This is a genomic window from Clostridium sp. TJA020 (genome assembly GCF_058310295.1).
Genome location: NZ_JBZEFC010000008.1, coordinates 22,787 through 46,393 on the forward strand (window position 1 = coordinate 22,787; position 23,607 = coordinate 46,393).

A 23,607-nucleotide genomic window follows, 5' to 3' on the forward strand; every position below is an offset into this window, starting at 1 on the left:
GTTTTACTATATAGATTATTAAATTTTAAAATAATTAGAAAAACAGTCTTTAAGATAAAGGCTACTTTAATAAGTTAAGAATAGAGTAGTTAAAAGTATTTAATTATAAACATTATTTATAATTTTTAAATTAATTATGATATTTAATAACATTAAAATATGTTAATTAAATAAAAGATGAAGGGGGATTTTTAATGAAAAAATTAAAGTTATTATCAACTGTACTTCTAGCTACTCTTACTTTAGGTATGTTTGCGGGTTGTGGCGGAAGTAAAGATAATGCAGAAGGAAATGCTAGTACAAATGGAAAGCAAACAGAAATAACATGGTGGGCGTTTCCAAATTTTGAAACAAAAGATGGAGTTGTAGGTAAATATGAAGAAGAAATAGCGAAAGCTTTTATGGAAAAAAATCCAGATATAAAAGTTAATGTTGAAATGTTATCTTTTAATGGTGGGGGAGAAAAGATAAATGCAGCTATAGCTTCAAAATCAGCACCTGATGTTTTATATGATGCACCTGGAAGAATAATTGATTATGCAAGAATAGGGGCTTTAGCACCGGTAGATGATATGATTAAAGAGTTAAATGGAGATGTATCAGAAGCAATATTACAAGGTTGTAAACTAGATAATACTTATTATATGTATCCTTTTAATACTACAAACTTTATGATGGCAGCAAATAAGCAAATGTTTGAGGAAGCTGGAGTATTAGACAAGCTTCCGCTTAATAAAAAAGATAGATTATGGAATGTTGAAGAATTTGAGGAAGCATTAAAAGCTATAAAAAAAGCTAAGCCAGATGTAACACCTTTAACTTTCTTTAGTAAAAGTACTGCAGGAGATCAAGGTACAAGAGCATTTGTTGCAAATCTTTTTGGAGGAAGTGTTATGAATGAAGATCAAACTGCATACACTTTTGATAGCAAAGAAGCTATAAAATCTATGGAATGGGTTAAAAAAGCTATAGATGAAGGATTAATAGCAAAAGGATCAGAAGCATTAGCTTCAAATGATTCAATTGATTTATATCTTCAACAAAAAGCAGCAATTACAATTCTTTCTTCAACTGGATTAGTTAAGAGCAATGAATCAAAGAAATCACAACCTTTTGATGATATATTATTACCAATACCAGCACCTGAAGGAAAGCTTGCTTTAGAATCACTTATAGGTGGATTATGTGTATTTGATAATGGTGATGAAGATAAAATAGCTGCTTCAAAGAAATTCATAGATTTCTTATGTAATGATAAAGAATGGCAAGAAAAGAATTTAAAAGCAACAGGAACTTTCTCTGTTAGAGATTCTGTGAAAAATTTATATGATGATGAAGAAATGAAATTTGCAGAAGCAATGGGAAATTATACAGCTAAATATTATAATACTGTAAATGGATTTGCTGAAATGAGAACTCATTGGTTCCCAGCACTTCAAGAAATAACTTTAGGTCAAAAATCACCTGAAGAAGCTTTAAAAGAGTTTAATAAAAAGGCAAATGAAACTCTTAATAAAAAATAATAAAAATAATTAATTTTAGGGAGTGAAAACACACTCCCTTATCACTAAATGTGAAAGCAAGGGGGTTTCTTAAGTGAGTGCTGAAGTAATCGAAAAGAAAAAGGTTAAGCATAGTAAATTAGCAAAAAAAGAATGGGTTGCAGCTTATATTTTTTTATTACCTGCAGCTATATTTTTTATAGGTTTTGTAATAATTCCTATGATAGGTGGAATAGTGATGAGTTTCTTTGATTATAATCCAAAGAGTGCTACCTTTATAGGAATAGAAAATTATATAAATATATTTAAAGACGAAATATTTAGAAAATCATTATGGAATACTTTAGTTTTAGTTATAGGGAATGTTCCTATAGTAGTAGTTTTTTCATTATTTGTTTCAATGACAATATTTAAAAAGTCAGCAAAGATAAGATCTTTTTTTAGAGGAGTTTTTTATTTACCAGCAATAGCATCAGTTGTTAGTATAACTGTTGTTTGGGGATGGATTTTTCATCCTAATTATGGAATATTAAATTATGTTTTAAGTTGGTTTGGGATAGATCCTCAAGTTTGGCTTGGAAATCCAAGTATAGCAAAGTGGGCAATACTTATGGTTTTAGTTACATTATCTGTTGGACAACCTATAGTTTTATATATGGCATCTCTTGGAAATATACCTAAGGATTATTTAGAAGCAGCCGAAATAGATGGGGCTAATTCAAGTCAAGTTTTTAAAAATATAACATGGCCATTATTAAAACCAACAACATTATATATCGTAATAATAACAACAATAAATTCATTCCAATGTTTCTCATTAATTCAACTATTAACAGCAGGAGGACCTAATTATGCAACTACAACAATTATGTATCAAGTATATGAAAGATCATTTACTTTAGGTCAATATGGACTTGCATCATCAATGGGAGTAGTTTTAGCAGTTATAGTAATGTCAATATCAATAATTCAATACAAATATTTAGGTTCAGATGTAGAGTATTAGTTGGAGGTGATTTAAGCTATGTTTGGCAAAAAGAAAGAAAAAGAAGTTTTATATGATTGGAGAAATCAATGGACTCCAAAAAATATAGTAGCTTTTATAATATTGTGTTTATTTACAGTAATTTTTATATTTCCATTTTATTGGATTATAACTGGAGCATTTAAAGATCAAGGTGCAGCAATTGCGATACCACCACAATGGTTTCCACTAGAGCCGACATTTGCAAACTGGGAAAGCCTTGCAAAACAGCCATTAGCTAGATGGACTTTTAATAGTTTTTTTATAGCCATTGCAACAACATTTTTAGTATGCTTAACTTCAGCTTTAGCTGGTTATGTTCTTGCTAAAAAAAGATTTCCAGGAAGACAAATTGTATTTTGGTTATTAATAATAGCTATGGCTCTTCCAAAACAAGTTATAATGGTTCCTTTATTTAACATATTAACTAGTTTAGATTGGATTGATACTTATAAGTCACTTATACTTCCAGCTGTGGGATGGCCATTTGGAATTTTTCTAATGAAGCAATTTAGTGAAACTATACCTAGTGAACTTATAGAAGCATCAAAAATTGATGGATGTTCAGAAGTTGGAATATTTAAAAATATTGTTATTCCAATTGTTAAACCAGGTATTGGAGCACTTGCAATTTTTACATTTATAAGTTCATGGAATGATTATTTTATGCAGTTAATTTTAATAAGAAGTAAAGATATGCAAACACTTCCTTTAGGAATAGCTACAATGCAATTAGAGTTTGCAACAGACTATGGTTTAATGATGGCTGGAGCAGCACTTGCATCAATACCTATGATTATAATATTTATAATGTTCCAAAAATCATTTACTCAAGGTATAACAATTGGAGCTGTAAAAGGTTAAGGTATAAGATGTGTAAAGAGTATAAATAAAAGATTTTTATAAAAAGAAAATTTATTATATGAGGATAAATTATACTATTTAAATTAAAGTTACGAAATTAATTTTGTTATTAGTTATATTTGGGGAGGGATGAGTATTTTATTTATATGACAAAATTAGTTTAAATAAAGATATTATTATATTCCAAGAATTTTTTATTAATCCTATATAAGATAGGTTGAATGATGGAATTTATAATTGAAAAATATACAATTTAAATTTATTTATTAAGGGGAGAGGTTTATGTCAGGATTAGTATTAAAAAATATTGATAAGGTTTATGAAAATGGGTTTAAAGCAGTTGATAATTTTAATTTAGAAATAGAAGATAGGGAGTTTATAGTTTTTGTTGGACCATCAGGTTGTGGTAAATCAACAACTTTAAGAATGATTGCAGGTCTTGAAGAAATAACAAGTGGAGAATTATATATTGATAATAAAGTAGTTAATGATGTTGCTCCAAAGGATAGGGATATTGCAATGGTATTCCAAAATTATGCATTATATCCACACATGACAGTTTATGAAAATATGTCATTTGCATTAAAGCTTAGAAAGACTCCTAAAGCAGAAATTGATAAAAAGGTACGTGATGCAGCAAGAATTTTAGATATAGAACATCTTTTAGATAGAAAACCGAAGGCTTTATCAGGTGGACAAAGACAAAGGGTTGCTATGGGAAGAGCAATAGTTAGACATCCAAAAGTATTCTTAATGGATGAACCTTTATCAAACCTTGATGCTAAGCTTAGAGTTCAAATGAGAACAGAAATAGCTAAGCTTTATAATGAATTAAATACAACATTTATATATGTAACTCATGACCAAACTGAAGCTATGACTCTTGGAACAAGAATAGTAGTTATGAAAGATGGTTTAGTACAACAAATAGCATCACCAAAAGAGATTTATGATAATCCAAGTAATTTATTTGTAGCATGTTTTATTGGTAGTCCTCAAATGAATATATTAAAAGGTAAAACATATGAAAAGAACGGAAAAGTTTATTTAAATATGTTAGGAACTGATGTGGAACTTTCAGAAGAAAAAGCAAAAATAATAAAAGAAACTAATAATTTAAATAAAGATGTTTTAGCTGGAATAAGACCAGAAAATATGAGTTGTAAAAAAGAAGATTTAGAAACTTCAGAATCAATATTTAATGGAGAAATAGAAGTTTCAGAAAATTTAGGGGCAGAAACATTTTTATATTTAAAGGGAGAAGAAGGAAAAGCTATTGTAATAAAAACAGCAACTGCTGATAATATAAATACTAAAGGAAATGTTAAGTTTGTAATAGATTTAGATAAGCTTCATATTTTTGATAAAGAAAGTGAAAAAACTATATTTTAATAAAAAAGGTGATAACTAAATGTTCTAGTTATCACCTTTTTATAAGTTTTAATTAGTTAGAGAAATAAATTTAAGGTGAACCTTTTAAAATAAAATGAATACAATAATATAAAGGGATACAAAAAAGAAGAAATGTCTTTTAAAGTATCCCTTTTATGCTATAAGAGAGTAGGTGTTTATTATGGAAAGATTAGAAAGAATCTTTAAGGAAGCATCTCTTAGAGCCGTAATTTTCTCAAAAAATAAACTAGGCATAAGACTAGATTTTTCAGAAGATAGTTTAAGTTTATTAGATGATATATTAGAAGCCTTTCATAAAGCAAATGAAAATAATGATTTTGATAATGATAAACTTATAGATTTATCAATGGTATTTGGTGGATATCTTGGAGAAGTTATAAGTAAAAATATTGGAGGTATATGGGAAGAAAATGATAATAAGACAATATTTTTAGAAGTTAATAATCAAAAGGTACTTCCATTAAATATAATATATAAAAGAATAAATATTGGGGAACGAGCATCGGTAAAGAGATGGTATTATAAGTTTAAGGAGAAAATATGTTAAAAGGGATAATATGTTTAATCTAGCTAGTGTAAATATTTATACTAGCTAGATTAATTTTTGTTGAATATATAATAACATTATTTTACACTTAACTTAAGTATAATTTTTAAGGGGGATATTTATGATAAAGAATGTTATTTTTGATATTGGAAATGTTATATTAGAATATAATCCTAAAAGGTATTTGAGAGAAAAAATAATGGATTTAGATTTAGAAAAAATATTGTTTAAGGAAATCTTTCAAAGCAAAGAATGGGAAAGGTTAGATAGAGGAACTATAACTGAAGAAGAGGCTATTAATGAAATAATAAAGAGAAATACTACTATTGAACAGGACATAAGAAAAGCATTTGAAAATTGGTATGAGCTTTTATTACCAATAAAAGAAACTATGGAGGTTATAAAAATATTAAAGAGAGAAGGTTATAACATATATTATTTATCTAATTTTCATAAAAATTCTTTTGAGGTAATTAAACAAAAATATAATTTTTTAGAAGAATTTAATGGAGGTATAGTTTCTTTTAATGAAAATTTACTTAAACCTGAATTTGAAATTTATAAAAAACTGCTAGAAAAATATAATTTAAAAGGAGAAGAGTGCGTATTTATTGATGATATAGAAATAAACATAAATGCAGCAAAGAAAATTAATATTAATACTATATTATATAAAGACTATGATAATTTAATTAAAGGATTTAAAAATTATGGGATAAAAATTAATGAAAAAGAAAATACATAAATGGATGATTTTTACAAAAGAATATTGTATAATGTAATAAAAAGTTTATATTAGAATATAATTATTTTGTGGGGGAAAAATACTTTCAGGTATTAAAAGGAGGGAATATTCATGGATGTAAATTTAATTCCGAATATTGATAATTATGTGGCAAAGTATATGGATGAAAGAGGTTGTAGCTTTGAACAGGCTTGTGAGGAACTAGAGCTAGATAAAGAAGCAATTTTTACTCAAAATTATAATAGAGAATTTGAATAAAAAAGGATGCAATTTAGCATCCTTTTTAGTTTTTGAAAAAAAATATACTAAAGGATATAATATAATAATAAAGACTTAAATTTAGAAAAGAGGTAAAAGAATGAAAATAAATAGAAATGATAATTGCTGGTGTGGTAGCGGTAAGAAATATAAAAAATGTCATGCTGAATTTGATGAAAAATATGAAGCATTAAAAAGACAAGGTTTTTTAATGCCACCTAGAGATATTATAAAAAATAAAGAGCAAATAGAGGGAATAAAAAAGAGTGCTAAAATAAACAATGAAATACTTGATTTAGTTGGAGAAAAAATAAAAGAAGGAATGAGCACAGCTGATATTGATAAAATAGTTTATGATTATACAATAAGCCAAGGAGCTATTCCAGCTCCACTTAATTACGGAGGTTTCCCAAAGAGTGTCTGTACATCAATTAATGAAGAAGTATGCCATGGAATTCCAGATGAAAATATAATATTAAAATCAGGAGATATAATAAATGTAGATGTTTCAACTATAAAAGATGGATATTTTTCAGATGCATCAAGAATGTATATGATAGGTGAAGTATCTAATGAAGCAAAAAGATTAGTTGAAGTTTCAAAAGAGTGTTTACAAAAAGGAATAGAAGCAGTTAAACCATGGGGATTTTTAGGGGATATTGGTGCTGCTGTACAAGAGCATGCTGAAAAAAATGGATATTCAGTAGTTAGAGAATTTGGTGGCCATGGAGTAGGATTACAGTTCCATGAAGATCCTTTTGTAGCTCATGTAGGTAGAAAAGGAGAAGGAATGGTATTAGTTCCAGGGATGACTTTCACAATAGAACCAATGATAAATGAAGGTAGATATGAAGTTTTTGTTGATGCTGATAATGATTGGACTGCAATAACAGAAGATGGTTCTTTATCAGCTCAATGGGAACACATGATTTTAGTAACAGAAGATGGTATAGAAATATTAGCTCACTAAAAATAAATATATTAAATAAAGGTGGAAAACTTAAGTTTTTCACCTTATTTTTTTGAATGTTAATAAAGTGTAAATATATAAAAAAGAAATAATAAATTTCTAAATTTAAACAGTGGATATATATATTGAATGTTGTATAATAGTCAAGTAATATAGAGAATTTAAGGTGATTGAATGAATAAGAAAAAAAGATTAGGAGATCTTTTGGTAGAACTTGGATATATAACAGAAAATCAAGTTCAAGAAGCTATAAAAATTCAAAAGACAACTAATAAAAGATTAGGACGTATATTTGTAGAACTTGGATATATAACAGAAGAAAGTTTATTAAACATATTAGAATTACAACTTGGAATACCTAGAATAAATTTAGAACTTATAGATATTGATATGAATGCTGTATCAACTATATCAGAAGGTTTAGCTAAAAAGTATAATCTTATACCAGTAAGATTTAGAGATAATCATCTTGTTGTTGCAATGTCTGATCCACTTAATATATTTGCTGAAGAAGATGTAGAATTATCATCTGGATATAAGATTGAAATTGGAATAGCTATGGAAGAAGAAATATCAGAAGCTATTGCAAAATATTATTCAAAAGATTACATGTCAAAAGCCGAAGCAAAATTAAACGAAAAAGAAGCTGAAGAAATAAAGGAAAGTGTTTCAATTGATGAGGATAATAAATCTCCTTCTGTTAGACTTATAGATAGAATAATAGAAAATGCAATTAGAAATGATGTAAGTGATATACATATAGAACCACAAAAAAATAAAATAATCATAAGATATAGAATAGATGGAAAACTTAGAAAACAATTTGAAGCTCCAAAAGAACCATTAAATTCAATGGTTACTAGAATAAAATTGCTAAGTGGAATGGATATTGCTGAAAGAAGAATTCCTCAAGATGGAAAAATAGTTATAAATATTGATAAAAGAGATATAGATTTAAGAGTATCTATTTTGCCATCAGTAAATGGAGAAAATCTAGTAATTAGAATATTAGATAAAAGATCTTTTGAATTTACTAAAGAAAATTTAGGATTAACTGTAGATGACATAAATTTAGTTAATAAAATTACTTCAAATCCATATGGAATGTTTTTAGTTACTGGGCCTACCGGATGTGGAAAAACATCAACATTATATTCAATATTAAAGGATTTAAAAACAGAAGAAAATAATGTTATAACTTTAGAAGATCCTGTTGAATATACAATGGACGGGATAGTTCAGGTTAATGTTAATAATAAAGCTGGACTTACATTTAATTCAGGATTAAGGTCAATTCTTAGACAAGACCCTGATGTTATAATGGTTGGAGAAATAAGAGATGAAGAAACAGCCACTATGGCTATAAGAGCTGCAATAACTGGTCATAGTGTTTTAAGCACTTTACATACTAATGATGCGCCAGCAGCTATTGTAAGGCTTATGGATATGAATGTTCCACCTTATTTAATTGCTGCATCTTTAAATGGAGTAATAGCACAAAGGTTAATGAGAAGATTATGTAATAATTGCAAAAAAGAATATATAGCAAATAATTATGAAAAAGAACTTTTAGGTGTAAGTAAGGATGAGAATTTAAAACTTTATAAACCAGTTGGATGTGTAAAATGTTCTGGGACAGGTTATAAAGGGCGAATTGGAATATTTGAAATAATGGAAATAAATCAAAACATAAGAGAACTTATAGCTAATAAAGGAAATTTTTATGAAATTAGAGACGAAGCTAAAAAAAGTGGAATGAAAACTTTATTTGAAAGTGGAGTAGATATTGTAAAAAATGGTACAAGTAGCATGAATGAATTAATGAGAATAACTTTAATAAAAGAATAGAGGAGTAAAATAATTATGCCTTTATACAAATATGAAGCAAAAGACCTTAATGGTAAGCTATTAAAAGGGAAAATAGAATTAAATAATGTTGATGAGTTAAGAAAAATTTTAAAGCAAAAAGGATTTTATTTAACTAAATATGATACAGGAAGACAGTCTTTAAATATAGATTTTGATATGTTAAAAAAAATACCTAAGAAAGATATTTCTATATTTTGTAGAGAAATGTATTTTGCATTATCATCAGGAATAACAATAATTCAGAGTCTAGAAATAGTGAAAGATCAAATTGAAAATAAGAAGCTAAAAAGTATACTTAGAAATGTTTATGATGAAGTGGGCAAGGGTAAGCTGTTATCTGAAGCTTTTAAAAAGCATAAAGATTTACCAAACTTATTTGTATATATGATAGAAGTTGGTGAAGAAACAGGGAAGATAGATGAAATAATGAAAAGTCTTGCAGATTACTATGATAATCAATATAAACAAGAAAAGAAAATAAAAAATGCACTTATATATCCTAAATTTTTATTTATATTTTCAATACTTATAGTTTTAGTACTTGTTACTTTTGTAGTTCCTATATTTGTGAAAAACTTGTTGTCAGCAAATATAAGCTTACCAATACCAACACAAATAATTGTGTGGATTAGTAATTTTATGAAAAGAAATTGGATTTACATAAGTTTGGCGGTGTTATTATTTTTAGTAATTAAAAATAATATTTTAAATAAGAATAAAGCGTATAAAATGTTTAGAGATAGATTTATAGTAAAATTTAAATTTATAAAAAATATGACTATGCAAATTTATACAGCAAGATTTGCGAGAACTTTTTCTATATTATTTGGTGGTGGAATAAGTGTAGTTAGATGTATAGAAATATGTTCAGACGTTATAGGAAATGAATATTTAAAGAAAAAATTAATCGATAGTAAAGAGTTAATAAATAATGGATCTAGTATTGCAGAAAGTCTAGAAATTAGTAATGCATTTCCTAAGATGCTTATTCAATCTATAAAGGTTGGTGAAGAATCAGGAAGTGTTGAAGAGATATTGGAGAAAGCTTCTCAATTTTATGATTCTGAATCAAATTTTGCATTAGAAAAATTAACAAATTTAGTTGAGCCAGTAATGATTGTAGTATTAGCAATATTAGTTGGATTTATTGTTATATCATTATTATTACCTATGTTCTCAATGTATGACACAGTACAAATAAATTAGTATTAGAGATATTAAGCTTTATTAGCTTTAAATAAAACAATATTTTAAGGAGGAATAAGTTATGAATAAACTTATGAAGAAAAAGAAAAAAGGATTTACACTTATTGAGCTTATAGCAGTAATTGCTATACTTGCAGTGCTTGCAGTAATCGCAGTTCCAAGAGTAATATCATATGTTGAAAAATCAAAGAAAGTTGCAATACAAACAGAAGCATCAACTATATATAATGCTGCAGAAGCTGCATATAATGATGGAAGATTAAAATTTAAAGATGGTAATCAATTAGTTGGAGGAACAGGTGCTAAGTCTTTTGATGAAGTTACTGTAAGCAACGCAGTTACAGCACTTAAATCACAAGATTTATTAAGTGGAGATACTAAGTTTGATAAATTAGGAAGTGATAGAACTTTAGAAAATTTAAAAGATATAATGAATACAGATGTGAATAATATACAAATTAATGGAGATGGAGTTTATACTGGAATATCAAACCCAAAAAGTACACCTGGAAAATAATATTAAATAAATTAATATAAAAATTAAAAGGCTGCTTTGACAGCCTTTTAATGAATTATGTTTAAAGTGAGTGATTTTATGAGGAAAAAAGGATTTACACTTATTGAGGTTATTGCAGTAATTGCAATACTTTCAGTACTTGCAGTAATAGCAGTTCCGAGGGTAATACAATATGTAGATAAATCAAAAAAAGTTGCAATACAAACAGAAGCAAAAAATTTATATGATGCAGCAGAGAGAGCACATAATGAAGGAATTATCATTCCTGAGGATGGAAGTGTTCAAGGAGATACGGAAAAGAAAAATATAATTTTTGATAACATGAACTTATTTCAAAATGATTGTAATAATGGGGCTAAATCAGTTATAACAATACTGGAAGAAAAAAATTATATAAGCAAAGAAGAAGGAAAAAAAGCAGAAAAGAAACTTTCAAATGCATATTACATAGGATTATTGAAACAAGTAATTAATGCTGACACTAATAAAATTGTATTAGATAAAAATGGGTGTTTGAATAACTGGAGCGGAATTCCTATAAAAGATGAAAATACTAAACAACAAAACAATAATTAAAAAGAATATAGATATAAAGTTATTAAAGTTAATAAAATAGTTATTTAATATTAATGTTTTAAAATTTAAAAAAGTGGACAATTATTAAAATATAAAAAATTTATATAAAGGAGTTTAAATGATAGGTTTAATATTTTTTATATTTGGATTAGTATTTGGTAGTTTCTTTAATGTTTGTATTTATAGAATACCAAGAGAAGAAAATATTGCATATCCACCATCACATTGTGCAAAGTGTGGCAGAGAACTTAAGGCATATGAGCTTATACCAGTTCTAAGTTGGGTTATTTTAAGGGGAAGGTGTAAAGGCTGTAATGAAAAAATAAGTATTATATATCCTTTAATTGAATTAATTACAGCATTTATGTTTTTAATAATGTATTTAAATTTTGGATTAACTATAAATACATTTAAATACATAGTTTTATTTTCAATACTTATAATAGCTTCAACTATTGATATAAAAACAAAAGAAGTTTATTTTAGTGTATCTTTAGTTGGATTTTTATTTGGTATATTATTTTCAATAATAGAAATAATAAATGGAAAACCTTTAAAGGAAGGAATAATTAGTATACTTATACCTCTTATTATAGTAGGAATAATATATTTAATTTCAAAAAGATTTGATGGCTTTGGAGCAGGTGATTTAGAAGTATATCTTTTTGTTGCTCTTTATTTAAGTCCTATATTAATGGGAGTCACATTGATAGTTTCTATAATTTTAGGTGGAATATTAGCTATATTTTTATTAATAATAGGTAAAAGAAAAATGGAGATGCCATTTGTACCTTTTATTGCATTAGGTACTTTTATTTCGGTATTATGGGGGATTGATATATTAAATGTATATTTAAATACATTTATATAGGAGGATAATAATGTTTAGACTAGGAAGCAAAGATAGTATTATTTTAACTATTAAAGATGAGTTTATAGATATTTTGATTGGAAATAAAAAGAAAATAAAATTATATGATTCTATACCAATAGAAGAAGGAATGTGTATAGAGGGAACAATAAAAGATGTAGTTGGATTATCAGAAATATTATTAAAATATTTTTTAGAAAATGACATAAATGAAGATAAAGTATCTTTTGTTATATTTGGAAGTGATGTTGTAACTAGACATATTCAATTACCAAAGATGAATAGTGAGAATTTAAGAGAAGCAGTTGAATACGAAGTTAAGGAATTAGTTCAAAATAACGAAAATTATTATATAGATTATGAAGTAATAAGAAAAGAAAATGGAATAAATAATCCTAAAGTAGATATATTAGTTGCTGCATGTATAAAAGATAAAATTAATAGTTATGTAGAATTAAGCAAAGCTTTAAATAAAAAGTTAGAAATAATAGATGTATTAACAAATTCAATAAATAAGGTTTTATTAAATAGTACATTAGAATATAGAGGAAAAACTGTAGCATTATTTTATTTAGGTTATAGTTTTAGTATTGTTTCTATAGCAAATGATGGAGTTATGAATTTAGAGAGAAATATACCATTTGGATTCCAAAATATTATAAGAGAATATAGAAGAAATAATGATTTAGAAAATACAGTTACATATAAGAGTTATTCAAATAAAAATAAATCAAAAAGAATAGATATAAAATCATTTGAATTAATAGATACATTTAATAAATATCCAAAAATAAAGGATTCGGTAGATAATTTATTATCTATAGTAGATAAAACAATTAAATTTTATAATTCAGGTAAGGGATATAACAAAGTTAATGAGATAGTTATATTATCTAGTTTGGAATTAAATAATACAGCTATAAAATATATAGAAGATTACTTTTTAATAAAAAGTAAATTAATAAGAAGTACAGAAGACCTAGGTCTTGAAGTTAAAAATACAGATAAAGAGTTTGGAAGATACTTACCTCTTTATGGATTATTTTTAAGGAGAAATTAAAATGAGAAAACAATTAAATCTTAATCCAAAAAGTATAGAAAAACATAAGAAAAAATGTATAGAAAAAGTACTAATAGCTGTTTATTTAATAATTATAATTTTATTATTTATAAATGCAGGAGTTATATATTATAATAATAAATCTTTAGAAAGAAATAGTGAACTTTTAAAGTCAGAAATTAAAAATTATAAAGAACAAGGTAGTAATTATAACAATATATCCAATGATATAAAAAATAAAGAAGCATTTATAAACAAAGTAAAAAACATAGATAGAAATGTTTCAGCATGGGAATATTTAAATAATCTAAAAAAATACTTTCCTCAAAATGTATCTTTAGAAAGTATAACTTTTAAAGAAGATGGAATAAATATGGTAGGAATTGCAAATAGTGATGAAGATATAACTATATTTTTAGCAAATCTTCAAATGAGCAAATTATATAAGGATTCAAGACTTATATCAACTGAAGATATAGAAATTAATGATTATAACGATAAAGATAAAGTTGAAAATATTAATAATGATAAAAATAATAATAAAAATAATGATAAAGATAAGAAGGTAGAAAAGAAAGAAGATAAGAAACCAAAGGTAATAAAAAAGGTTAGATTTACTATTTCAACAGAAGGAGTAAAAACATATGAAGAAAAGTAAAGGGGAATATAAGTTTATAAAACATTTAAAAGAATTAAGTAGAAAAGAAAAGTTACTTTTATTTATAAGCATATTAATATTTAGTTTTTTAATAATTGAAGAATTAGTAATAAAACCTTTAGATAACAAAAATAAAAATTTAGAAGCTGAAATATTAAATCTTAATAATCAAAAATCAGATGCTCTTTATGGAATAACTAAACAAGATAAACTTAGAATTAAGTTAAATGATGTTACATATAATTACAATAAAATTTTAAAAAAACTTCCTAAAACAGAGAAACAAGCAGATATTCTTAAAGATTTAACAATTATAGCTGGAGTAACAGATATAAAGATTATTAATATAAATTTTGAAAAAAAATATACAGTATTAAATGATAAAGAGAATTCAAATGATAAATCAAATAGTGAAAAGGAATTTAATTTAATAAATGATGATAATTCAAACAATGAAATAAAATTAAATAAAGATGATGTAATAGTACATAGTGCAACATTAACTGTAAATGGAAGTTTTGAAAATATAATAAGTTTTATTAATAAGATTGAAACAAATAAAAGAAAAATAAATATAGATAGCTTACAAATTAACAAGTTAGATTCAAATAAAAAAGAAAATAACATACTTCAAGGGACTATTCAAATAGAATATTATAATTTAAATTATAAGGAGAATGAGAAGTATGATTTTAATAAAGGAACATACGGTAAAAAAAATTATTTCAATTAAAAAAAGAGGAATAAGCCTTGTTGAAGTTGTAGCAGCACTTTCAATATTTATAATTCTTTTTATTGCAGTGAGTGGACTTATAATGAGTGCAATTAAAAGTGAAAATTCAACTAATAATTCAATAAAAGCAACAACTGTAATACAAGGTGTAAGAGATGTTTTATATAATGAAAATAACAATTTTTTTAAAGATTATTTATTAAATAAAGAGGTCAAATTTGAAATAAATGATATTTACTCTATTCAATGTATGTTAACAGGTGATATTCGGGATGGAATTATAAAGCCAGTTAATAATACGTATACTTCTATAAATAGTGAAGATGATCCTATTAAATATATAGTTTATATTGATACAACTTCATCAGAAGAAAATAAAGGGTTATACTTTATAACAATATCAGTAATTGTACTTAATAAGTATCAATATTATTATTACGATAGTGGTGAAAAGAAGCCAAATGCTGAAGTAATAAATTTAAAAACAAAAGGGGTACAATCTTTAAGTGAACAACTAATAGTAAGACCTATAAATGAAGGAGTAGTTATTAAAAAATAAACTTTAGAAAAGAGGTTCTCTATATGAAGAAAAAAGGATTTACTTTAGTTGAATTAATAGCAGTCATGTCTATAATGTGTGTGATTTTAATTGCTATTTTTGGAATTTATATAACTGGAATAAAGAGAGCTGAAACTACAAAAATAAATGCTGATATTGAAAATGAATATAGAAACTTTTATAAGGTTATAAAGAATTCTATAAAAGAAGATAGAGATTATATAAAATTATTTTATGATGATAATACATCAAGAGGATGGACTTTATCAGATTTAGATAAACAAAATAATAAGTTTAATAATGAATTTAAAAATAGTAGATATGAGTTAAAAGAGGCATATTTAGTTATTAAGAATAAAAAGAGTAATATTGATAATATATTAATTTCTTTTGAAAAAGAAGGAGTAAGAACTTTTTATATGATACAAGTAAATTCAAAAGATGTAGAATATAAATTAGATCCTGATAATATTTTAAATGGGTCAGTTAATATTATTGGAAACATAGTATCTTATAGAAAAATATGTGATAATGTAACTAAATTTAATGTAAATGAGAATAAAGGAACGTATTATTTTTATTTACAATATACAAAAAAAGGTATATCAAGAGAGTATAATTTTTCAGTAAATAAATCAAATGAAAGAATAATTGAGGTTAATATTAATTAATATAATAAAACTATTAAATAAGTTATTAATAGGGATGTGTGAATTAAATGAAAAAACGAGGTTCAGCATTGGTAGTTGTTTTGCTTACCTTAACAGCATTAGTTATAATAGGTTTGGCTACTTATTCTTATATAGTTAATACGAGCAAATTAAATAATGATGAAAATAATAATGAAGCATTAAAAGGTGCTACAATGTCTGCACTTAGTATAGGTGAATATTATTTAATAAATAAACAAAAATATAAAAATATAAAGGTAGGACAAGGTGCTTATTTTACTGGTAATGATATTAAAGATATATTAAGTGATGATAATTTTAAAAATATATCATATGTAAATAAAAATGTTAGATTAAGTAATGATAATTATAAATATTATGTGAAAGTATATAATGAGGGAAATAATGAGTTTAACATTAATGCAACAGTAACTTTAGGTAATTTAAAGAGCAGTAAAAATAGTATTGTAAAAATAGAAGATGAGGAATTAAAAGGAAAAGATTTCTTTAATGTTTTAGATAATAAAAAAATAGGTATGTTTAATATTTTAGGTGGACATAAATTTTCAGTAGAAGATTTAAGTGGTTCTATTGAAAATGTATCATATAATTTCTATGGACTTGACAATAATGTTAAATTACCAAGTTTATTAAAAAACGGAATTAACCTAAATAAGAAAAATGAAAAAACAAAGAGTTTAAATTTAATTCTTAAAAAAGGAGATATAAGTGTAAGTAATTTAAATGAATTAATAAACAAATTAGAAAATCATAATATATTCGGAAGAAAAATGAAGGTTGTATTAATAAATGAAGGTTATGAAAAGGATGAGAAATATAAAATAAAATATTTCAAATCTATAGAAGAAGCAAAGAGTGAATTTAAAGATTATTCTGCTATTTTAATAAAGTTAAATAGAGATTTTTTAAATGCAGATTGGCATGATTCATATTTGTTAGTTTGTAACGGTAATTTAGATATAGAAAATATAGGTGAGAGTAATTATGGTTTAGAAGGTGATGAATTATTTATTTACTCAAGTGGAAAAGTAGAGTTTAATGAAGTTAAAATTGGAACGCACAATCATTTATTTATGAATGATGATGTATATATGAGCATTGTATCTAAAAATGGAATAAACATAGAAGATTCTGATATATATTTAAAAGGAAGTTTTAAAGATATAAGTAATAATCTTAAAAATGTTTTAAAAAAATTAATAAAATAGGCTGAATTTATTTAATCAGCCTATTTTTTTATATAAAAATAAGACAAAAAATAACAAAAACCTCTTTAAAATGTTGCTAAAGTGTTAATAATATGATAAAATTTTAAATAACAAAAGAGGAGGAATGGGATTGAGAAAGATTGCTTTATTAACAGATAGTAGTTCAGATTTAAGTTTAAGGACTTTAGAAGAAAATAATATAAAAATGGTACCATTAAGAATAATATATAAAGAAAAAGAATACTTAGATAAAATTACATTAACTTCAAAAGAACTTTATAAAAGGTTAAAAGAAAATGATGAAATACCAACAACATCTCTTCCTGATTTAAAGAATATAGAAGAAGTTATAGATGAGTTAAAAGGATCAGGTGTTACAGATATAATTGTGGTAACTGTTTCTAGTAAATTATCAGGAACATACAACTGTATAAGATTAGTTACTGAAGAATATGATGATATAAACTTTCACTTTTTTGATACAAGAACTTTAGGATATCCTCAAGGTGTTATAGCTTTAGAAATTTCTAAAATGATAAAAGAAGACAAGCCTCTTGAAGAAATATTAAATTCACTTGAAGATATAAGAAAAAGAACACATGGTTTCATAACATTTCAAACATTAGAGTTTTTAACTAAAGGTGGAAGAATTGGAAAAGTTGCAGGAACTATAGGAGAAATGCTTCATTTAAAACCTATTGTATCATCAAATGATGAAGGCGAATTATATAATTACGCAAAAGCAAGAGGTAGAAAAAAAGCTTTATCAAAAATGAAAGATATTGTAAATAGCTATTTAGATAAAGGAAAATGCAAAATATGGGTACTATCAGCTGATGCTGATGAAGATGCAAAAAAATTTTTTGATGATATAAAAGGACACAAAAACATAACAAATATATCACTAGAAGAAATAGGTGCTGCTATGGGAATACATACAGGGCCAGGAGCTTTAGGAGTAGCTATATTAGAAGAATAATTTAAGGGGGAATATTTCCCCCTTTTTTTTATGTATTTAATTATACAAAATAAAAATTTATTTATATTTATTATGATATTTTTAATAATTAATTTAAATAGAATTAATTAGTTTGAATTATAATAATAAAAAGTGTATATTTATAATAGATTATTTATACAAATTTAACACAATTATTTGAAATATATAATATAGGAGGAGATTGACTAAAGGTTATGGTACATTTAATTTTATATTTTACTGTTTATAGTATACTAGGTTGGATATGTGAATGTGTATATTGTGCAGCTATAGACAGGGTTTGGGTAAATAGGGGCTTTCTAAATGGACCTGTCTGTCCTGTATATGGTTTTGGATCATTATTAGTTATTGGATTATTAGATAGATTTAGTTACAATATATTATTGTTATTTATAATGGCAGTTATAATAACTACAGCAATAGAATATATAACAGCTGTTATTTTAGAAAATGCATTTGATTTAAAATGGTGGGATTACTCAAATTATAAATTTAATTATAAAGGACGTATATGCGTCTTGAATTCACTTTTATTTGGTGTATTATCAGTATTTTTAGTAAAGGTATTACATCCTTTTATAATATCAAAAATAAGTTTAATTCCTACAAAATATGCATTAATTTCAGCAATCGTAATTATTATAATATTTATAATTGATATAATAGCAACAGTTACGTCATTAGTTGATATGAATGAAATGCTTAAAAAAATAACTCAAATTAATATTGAGCTTAAGGGACTTGGAATTTCAATGGATAAGTTAAATGATTTAGAATTTGATAAAATTGTAAATTTACTTAAAAAGACTAGTGATATAAAGGGAATTAAAAGTAAATTTGAAGATACATATAATTATTTTAAAAAGATGCAATTAAGGTCAAGTACTCAAAATAGATTAATAAAAGCTTTTCCTAATATGAAATCAAAACGTTATGGAGAGCAATTTAAAAAGTTAAAAGATAGTATTATAGATTATTGGAATAAAGATTAAATTTAACAATTTATTAAATCAAAGCCATCTCTAAAGGTATATAATAATATATAATTGGAGGTGGCTTTTTTTGAGAGAATTAATTCTTTATTTTACAATATATAGTTTTTTAGGGTGGCTAAGTGAGACTATATACTGTTTTATAATTGATAAAAAATTTACTTATAGAGGATTTCTTTATGGACCAGTATGTCCTATATATGGATTTGGAGCAATTATAGTTTTATCAGTACTTGATGGATTAAAGGATAATGTTTTATTTGTATTTTTTGGTGGTATGATATTAGCATCTATATTAGAATATATAACTTCATATATATTAGAAAAATTATTTAATATGAAATGGTGGGATTATTCAAAACACAAGTTTAATATAAATGGAAGAGTATGTCTTTTAAATTCCACGTTCTTTGGACTTCTTTCAGTATTTATTATAGAAGTATTACAGCCATCTATAAAAGATATTCTTACATCACTTTCTTCAAGTATTGTTTATTCGTTATCAGGTATTATATCTATAATATTTATTATTGATTTAATTTTTACAGTTACACACTTATTACACTTAAAGGAACATTTAGTAAAGGTTAAAGATATTAAAGTTGAATTAAATAAATTAGGTATTCAATTTGAAAAGTTTAGTGAGAGTGAAATAAATAAATTAAAAATTGAAATTCAAAATAGAAGAACTAATAAGGAATATGATAAATTATTAGATTTAAGTAATAGAATAAAAGAACTTAAAAGAGAAGCTAAAATTAATAGAAGATTATTAAATGCATTCCCAGACAGTAAGCATTTATATGATTATAAGGCATTAAATAATATTAAAAATCTTATTAAAAAATAAATTTTGTGAAATTTAATTAGGATGGAACAAAAAGTTCTATCCTAATTTTTGTTGTTAATAGTATTTAAACTATGTATAATAGGAATGAAACTTTATAAAGATGGAGTGAACATATAATGAGAATGAGAAGAAAACCTTGGGCTAGACCTGAGCTTGAAGCATGTGACTTTTTTATAGTAGATACAAAAGAACTTAAAGGAAAATGGAATAAATCATTTAAAGAAGAACAACCTTTATATTTAGAATTAGGATGTGGAAAAGGAACATTTATGGCTGTTCATGCATCAGAAAATCCTAATATAAATTATTTAGCTATAGATATAAAAGACGAAGTTTTAGTGCTTGCAAAAAGAAATATAGAAGAAGCGTTTAAAGAAAAAGGTATGGAAATAAATAATGTTAAGCTTATGGCACAAGAAATAGCATTAATAAATGATATGCTTGGAGAAGATGATGAAATTAATAGAATATACATTAATTTTTGCAACCCTTGGCCTAAAGAAAGACATAAAAAAAGAAGACTTACTCACACTAGACAATTAGAGAGTTACAAAAAATTTCTTTCAAAAGATGGAGAAATTTGGTTTAAGACAGATGATGATGAATTATTTGAAGAATCTTTAGAATACTTTAAAGAAAGTGGATTTGATATAAAATATATAACTTATGATTTACATAATAGTGGTTTCGAAGGAAACGTAGTAACAGAACATGAAGAAATGTTTACAAAAGAAGGAATAAAAATAAAATTTTTAATAGCTGTAAGAAATTAAAAATATTAATAAATAATAATAATTGTAAATAAAGTAATAATAAGTAATATGATTTGTTGAAATTATAAAAAATAAGGTGCATAATAACTAATGAAAAATGTATAAATTTAAATTTTGAGGTAGAGGCGCAAATTTTAATAGTAATATTAATGAGGTAAGCACTATGATTTAATATGAAAGGAAAATTTGCCGAAGTGTATAATTGATGCTTTAAGATTATATGCTGGTTTTGTGCAGAATATGTATAAGACTGTCACAAATTTATTTTGTGGAGGGCTATCATTCAAAGGCATAATTAGTTTAGTATATTATATTGAAATGAACTTATTTACCCTGAGTGAAGTTTTTCCTCAGGGTTTTATTTTTATACTAAGCTAAGGAGGAAATAGACATGAATGAGACAGAAAGTAATGAGCTAAAGAGAGGATTAAAGGCAAGGCATTTAAACATGATTGCATTAGGTGGTTCTATAGGAACTGGAATATTTCTTGCAATGGGCGATAGTATACATGTTGCAGGAATTGGAGGTTCTATAGTAGCTTATGGTCTAATAGGGATAATGGTATATTTTTTAATAACAAGTTTAGGGGAAATGGCTACTTATATGCCTGTTTCAGGATCCTTTGGAGTGTATGCTACAAAATTTATAGATCCTGCATTAGGCTTTGCATTAGGATGGAATTATTGGTACAATTGGGCTATAACTATAGCGACAGAAATGGTTGCAGGTTCACTTGTAATGAAATATTGGTTTCCAAATGTTCCAGCAATAGTTTGGAGTATTATTTTTTTAGTTTTAATAGTAGGATTAAATTTATTATCATCTAAAGCTTATGGTGAATCAGAGTTTTGGTTTGCAAGTATAAAGGTTATTACAGTAATTGTATTTATAGTAATTGGTACACTTATGATATTTGGAATAATGAAGGGTGATAGTTTAGGTTTTAAAAATATATTTTCAAATGGAGGACCTTTTGTTGGAGGATTTAAATCAATATTTTCGATATTTTTAATAGCTGGATTTTCATTTCAAGGAACTGAACTTATAGGTATTGCTGCGGGAGAATCAGAAAATCCTGAAAAAACAATACCGAAAGCAGTACATACAATATTTTGGAGAATTTTAATATTTTATATAGGAACTATAATTGTTATAGGGTTAATAATTCCATCAGTACAAGCTGGAGTAAATACAAGTCCTTTTACTATGGTTTTTGAAAAGGTTGGAATAGCAGGTGCGGCATCTTTAATGAATGCAGTAATATTAACTTCTGTTTTGTCAGCTGGTAATTCAGGAATGTATGCATCAAGTAGAATGCTTTATTCAATGGCTAAAGAAAATATGGCACCAAAGGTTTTTTCAAAAGTTAACAAAAAAGGGGTTCCTGTTAACTCTGTTATTTTAACTACAATAATAGCATCAGCATGTTTTTTAACAGGATTTTATGCAGAAAGTACAGTTTATGTTTGGCTTGTTGCTGCATCAGGACTTGCAGGCTTTATAGCTTGGCTTGGTATAGCATTATGTCATTATAGATTTAGAAAAGCATATGTAAAACAAGGAAAAAATATAAATAAGTTACCTTATAAAGCAAGTATATTTCCAATTGGACCGATAATAGCATTAGTACTTTGTGCAGTAGTTGTTATTGGACAAGGTTTTGTATACATTAAACCAGAAGGAATAGAATGGATGGGGTTAATATCATCTTATATAGGAATACCATTATTTTTAATTTTATGGATTTCATATAAAATTAAATATAAAACAAAATTAGTTAAATTAGAAGATGTGGATTTAGAAAGAAATATTATAAATAATAAAGAAGTAACTGAAAATAGCATTGATTTAGTTCTTGAAGAAAGTTAAAATTTATAGAAATATTTTATATTAAATAAAATTTTAAGAAAAAAATAAGGAAAAGGTTTTCAAAAAATGCTATTATATGATATAATATTTTTAAAAGCAAAAGGAGGAATGGTTTATGACACAAAATGTACCAACACCACATAATGGAGCAAAATTAGGAGATATAGCAGAAACAGTGCTTTTACCAGGGGATCCACTAAGAGCTAAATATATAGCAGAAACTTTCTTAGAAAACCCTGTTCAATATAATACAGTAAGAGGAATGTTTGGATATACTGGAACATATAAAGGAAAAAGAATTTCAGTTCAAGGAACTGGAATGGGAATTCCTTCAATAGGAATTTATAGTTATGAATTAATACATTTCTATGGAGTTAAAAATCTTATAAGAATAGGTTCAGCAGGAGCTATAAATGAAGATTTAAAAACTCGTGATATAGTAGTTGGAATAGGATCATGTACTGATTCAAATTATGCAAGTCAATACAACTTACCAGGAACATTTGCACCAACTGCAAGTTATGAATTAGTTGAAAAAGCAGTTAATACTGCAAGAAATTTAAATATTGATGTTAAAGTAGGAAATATATTATCAAGTGATGTTTTCTATGGTGATGAAGGATTAGAAGGATTAAGAAAGTGGCAAAAGATGGGCGTTCTAGCAGTAGAGATGGAATCAGCTGGTCTTTATATGAATGCAGCAAGAGCTGGAGTTAATGCTTTATGTATATTAACTATTTCAGATTGTCCTTTCACTGGTGAAGTAACAACAGCAGAAGAAAGACAAACTTCATTTACAGAAATGATGAAAATAGCATTAGAATTAGCATAATTATAATTTGTTTATTAA

Annotated in this window: 25 protein-coding genes and 1 riboswitch; all 25 genes read left to right on the forward strand. The window is 25.5% G+C overall.

The genetic code is table 11. From position 1 onward, the window contains the following. The first annotated feature begins 194 nt into the window (after window positions 1-194). The 25 genes from AC4FQ1_RS11280 to deoD all read left to right on the forward strand — a co-directional run bounded on the left by AC4FQ1_RS11280 (window position 195) and on the right by deoD (window position 23,589). Window positions 195-1,523, forward strand: coding sequence for an ABC transporter substrate-binding protein (locus tag AC4FQ1_RS11280; protein WP_491147489.1), 1,329 nt, complete (start codon window positions 195-197; stop codon window positions 1,521-1,523). A gap of 73 nt (window positions 1,524-1,596) precedes the next feature. Beyond that, window positions 1,597-2,508: a carbohydrate ABC transporter permease gene (locus AC4FQ1_RS11285; protein ID WP_491169699.1), complete on the forward strand. Its 912-nt coding sequence runs from the start codon at window positions 1,597-1,599 to the stop codon at window positions 2,506-2,508. Window positions 2,509-2,526: 18 nt separating this feature from the next. Continuing rightward, entirely contained in the window at window positions 2,527-3,390 is an 864-nt protein-coding gene (locus tag AC4FQ1_RS11290) for a carbohydrate ABC transporter permease (protein ID WP_303128158.1), read from the forward strand. 282 nt (window positions 3,391-3,672) lie between these two features. Next, complete coding sequence (locus AC4FQ1_RS11295; protein ID WP_491169700.1) at window positions 3,673-4,782, forward strand: ABC transporter ATP-binding protein; 1,110 nt, start codon at window positions 3,673-3,675, stop codon at window positions 4,780-4,782. A 181-nt stretch (window positions 4,783-4,963) separates the two neighbouring features. Next, window positions 4,964-5,350: a hypothetical protein gene (locus AC4FQ1_RS11300; RefSeq protein ID WP_303128154.1), complete on the forward strand. Its 387-nt coding sequence runs from the start codon at window positions 4,964-4,966 to the stop codon at window positions 5,348-5,350. A gap of 121 nt (window positions 5,351-5,471) precedes the next feature. Beyond that, complete coding sequence (locus AC4FQ1_RS11305; RefSeq protein WP_491169701.1) at window positions 5,472-6,095, forward strand: HAD family hydrolase; 624 nt, start codon at window positions 5,472-5,474, stop codon at window positions 6,093-6,095. Between the two features lie 111 nt (window positions 6,096-6,206). Further along, a complete protein-coding gene (locus AC4FQ1_RS11310) occupies window positions 6,207-6,353 on the forward strand; it encodes a hypothetical protein (RefSeq protein WP_491169702.1) in 147 nt (48 codons plus the stop codon). A 100-nt stretch (window positions 6,354-6,453) separates the two neighbouring features. After that, window positions 6,454-7,323, forward strand: a complete 870-nt coding sequence (locus tag AC4FQ1_RS11315) for a methionyl aminopeptidase (protein WP_491169703.1) — start codon at window positions 6,454-6,456, stop codon at window positions 7,321-7,323. A 174-nt stretch (window positions 7,324-7,497) separates the two neighbouring features. Then, window positions 7,498-9,171 carry a GspE/PulE family protein gene (locus AC4FQ1_RS11320; protein WP_491169704.1) on the forward strand — a complete coding sequence of 558 codons (1,674 nt, stop codon included), beginning with the start codon at window positions 7,498-7,500 and terminating at the stop codon, window positions 9,169-9,171. Between the two features lie 15 nt (window positions 9,172-9,186). Further along, the gene (locus AC4FQ1_RS11325; RefSeq protein WP_491169705.1) at window positions 9,187-10,398 is read left to right on the forward strand and encodes a type II secretion system F family protein; all 1,212 of its coding nucleotides are present in this window, start codon (window positions 9,187-9,189) and stop codon (window positions 10,396-10,398) included. Window positions 10,399-10,459: 61 nt separating this feature from the next. After that, the gene (locus tag AC4FQ1_RS11330; RefSeq protein ID WP_491169706.1) at window positions 10,460-10,915 is read left to right on the forward strand and encodes a type IV pilin protein; all 456 of its coding nucleotides are present in this window, start codon (window positions 10,460-10,462) and stop codon (window positions 10,913-10,915) included. Window positions 10,916-10,972: 57 nt separating this feature from the next. Next, window positions 10,973-11,491 (forward strand): type II secretion system protein, encoded by a 519-nt coding sequence (locus AC4FQ1_RS11335; protein WP_491169707.1) that lies wholly within the window; start codon window positions 10,973-10,975, stop codon window positions 11,489-11,491. 118 nt (window positions 11,492-11,609) lie between these two features. After that, complete coding sequence (locus AC4FQ1_RS11340) at window positions 11,610-12,362, forward strand: prepilin peptidase (protein ID WP_491169708.1); 753 nt, start codon at window positions 11,610-11,612, stop codon at window positions 12,360-12,362. Between the two features lie 10 nt (window positions 12,363-12,372). Continuing rightward, the gene (pilM, locus tag AC4FQ1_RS11345) at window positions 12,373-13,422 is read left to right on the forward strand and encodes a pilus assembly protein PilM (RefSeq protein ID WP_491169709.1); all 1,050 of its coding nucleotides are present in this window, start codon (window positions 12,373-12,375) and stop codon (window positions 13,420-13,422) included. 1 nt (window position 13,423) lies between these two features. Next, window positions 13,424-14,080, forward strand: coding sequence for a PilN domain-containing protein (locus tag AC4FQ1_RS11350; protein ID WP_491169710.1), 657 nt, complete (start codon window positions 13,424-13,426; stop codon window positions 14,078-14,080). Further along, the gene (locus AC4FQ1_RS11355) at window positions 14,067-14,813 is read left to right on the forward strand and encodes a hypothetical protein (RefSeq protein ID WP_491147469.1); all 747 of its coding nucleotides are present in this window, start codon (window positions 14,067-14,069) and stop codon (window positions 14,811-14,813) included. Before AC4FQ1_RS11350 ends, AC4FQ1_RS11355 begins: the two co-directional genes overlap by 14 nt. Continuing rightward, complete coding sequence (locus AC4FQ1_RS11360; RefSeq protein WP_491169711.1) at window positions 14,767-15,372, forward strand: type IV pilus modification PilV family protein; 606 nt, start codon at window positions 14,767-14,769, stop codon at window positions 15,370-15,372. Before AC4FQ1_RS11355 ends, AC4FQ1_RS11360 begins: the two co-directional genes overlap by 47 nt. Window positions 15,373-15,395: 23 nt before the next feature. Continuing rightward, window positions 15,396-16,043 (forward strand): type II secretion system protein, encoded by a 648-nt coding sequence (locus AC4FQ1_RS11365; RefSeq protein WP_491169712.1) that lies wholly within the window; start codon window positions 15,396-15,398, stop codon window positions 16,041-16,043. Window positions 16,044-16,090: 47 nt separating this feature from the next. Beyond that, window positions 16,091-17,272, forward strand: a complete 1,182-nt coding sequence (locus tag AC4FQ1_RS11370; RefSeq protein ID WP_303128118.1) for a hypothetical protein — start codon at window positions 16,091-16,093, stop codon at window positions 17,270-17,272. Between the two features lie 130 nt (window positions 17,273-17,402). Beyond that, window positions 17,403-18,251 carry a DegV family protein gene (locus AC4FQ1_RS11375; RefSeq protein WP_491169713.1) on the forward strand — a complete coding sequence of 283 codons (849 nt, stop codon included), beginning with the start codon at window positions 17,403-17,405 and terminating at the stop codon, window positions 18,249-18,251. Between the two features lie 215 nt (window positions 18,252-18,466). Beyond that, window positions 18,467-19,264, forward strand: coding sequence for a putative ABC transporter permease (locus AC4FQ1_RS11380; RefSeq protein WP_303128110.1), 798 nt, complete (start codon window positions 18,467-18,469; stop codon window positions 19,262-19,264). Window positions 19,265-19,334: 70 nt separating this feature from the next. Then, window positions 19,335-20,114, forward strand: a complete 780-nt coding sequence (locus tag AC4FQ1_RS11385) for a putative ABC transporter permease (protein ID WP_491169714.1) — start codon at window positions 19,335-19,337, stop codon at window positions 20,112-20,114. Between the two features lie 116 nt (window positions 20,115-20,230). Continuing rightward, window positions 20,231-20,887 (forward strand): tRNA (guanosine(46)-N7)-methyltransferase TrmB, encoded by a 657-nt coding sequence (trmB, locus tag AC4FQ1_RS11390; protein ID WP_491169715.1) that lies wholly within the window; start codon window positions 20,231-20,233, stop codon window positions 20,885-20,887. Between the two features lie 112 nt (window positions 20,888-20,999). Continuing rightward, window positions 21,000-21,174, forward strand: a riboswitch (Lysine riboswitch). Window positions 21,175-21,278: 104 nt separating this feature from the next. Next, complete coding sequence (locus AC4FQ1_RS11395; protein WP_303128098.1) at window positions 21,279-22,757, forward strand: amino acid permease; 1,479 nt, start codon at window positions 21,279-21,281, stop codon at window positions 22,755-22,757. A 115-nt stretch (window positions 22,758-22,872) separates the two neighbouring features. Further along, window positions 22,873-23,589, forward strand: a complete 717-nt coding sequence (deoD, locus tag AC4FQ1_RS11400; protein WP_491169716.1) for a purine-nucleoside phosphorylase — start codon at window positions 22,873-22,875, stop codon at window positions 23,587-23,589. Window positions 23,590-23,607: the final 18 nt, after the last annotated feature.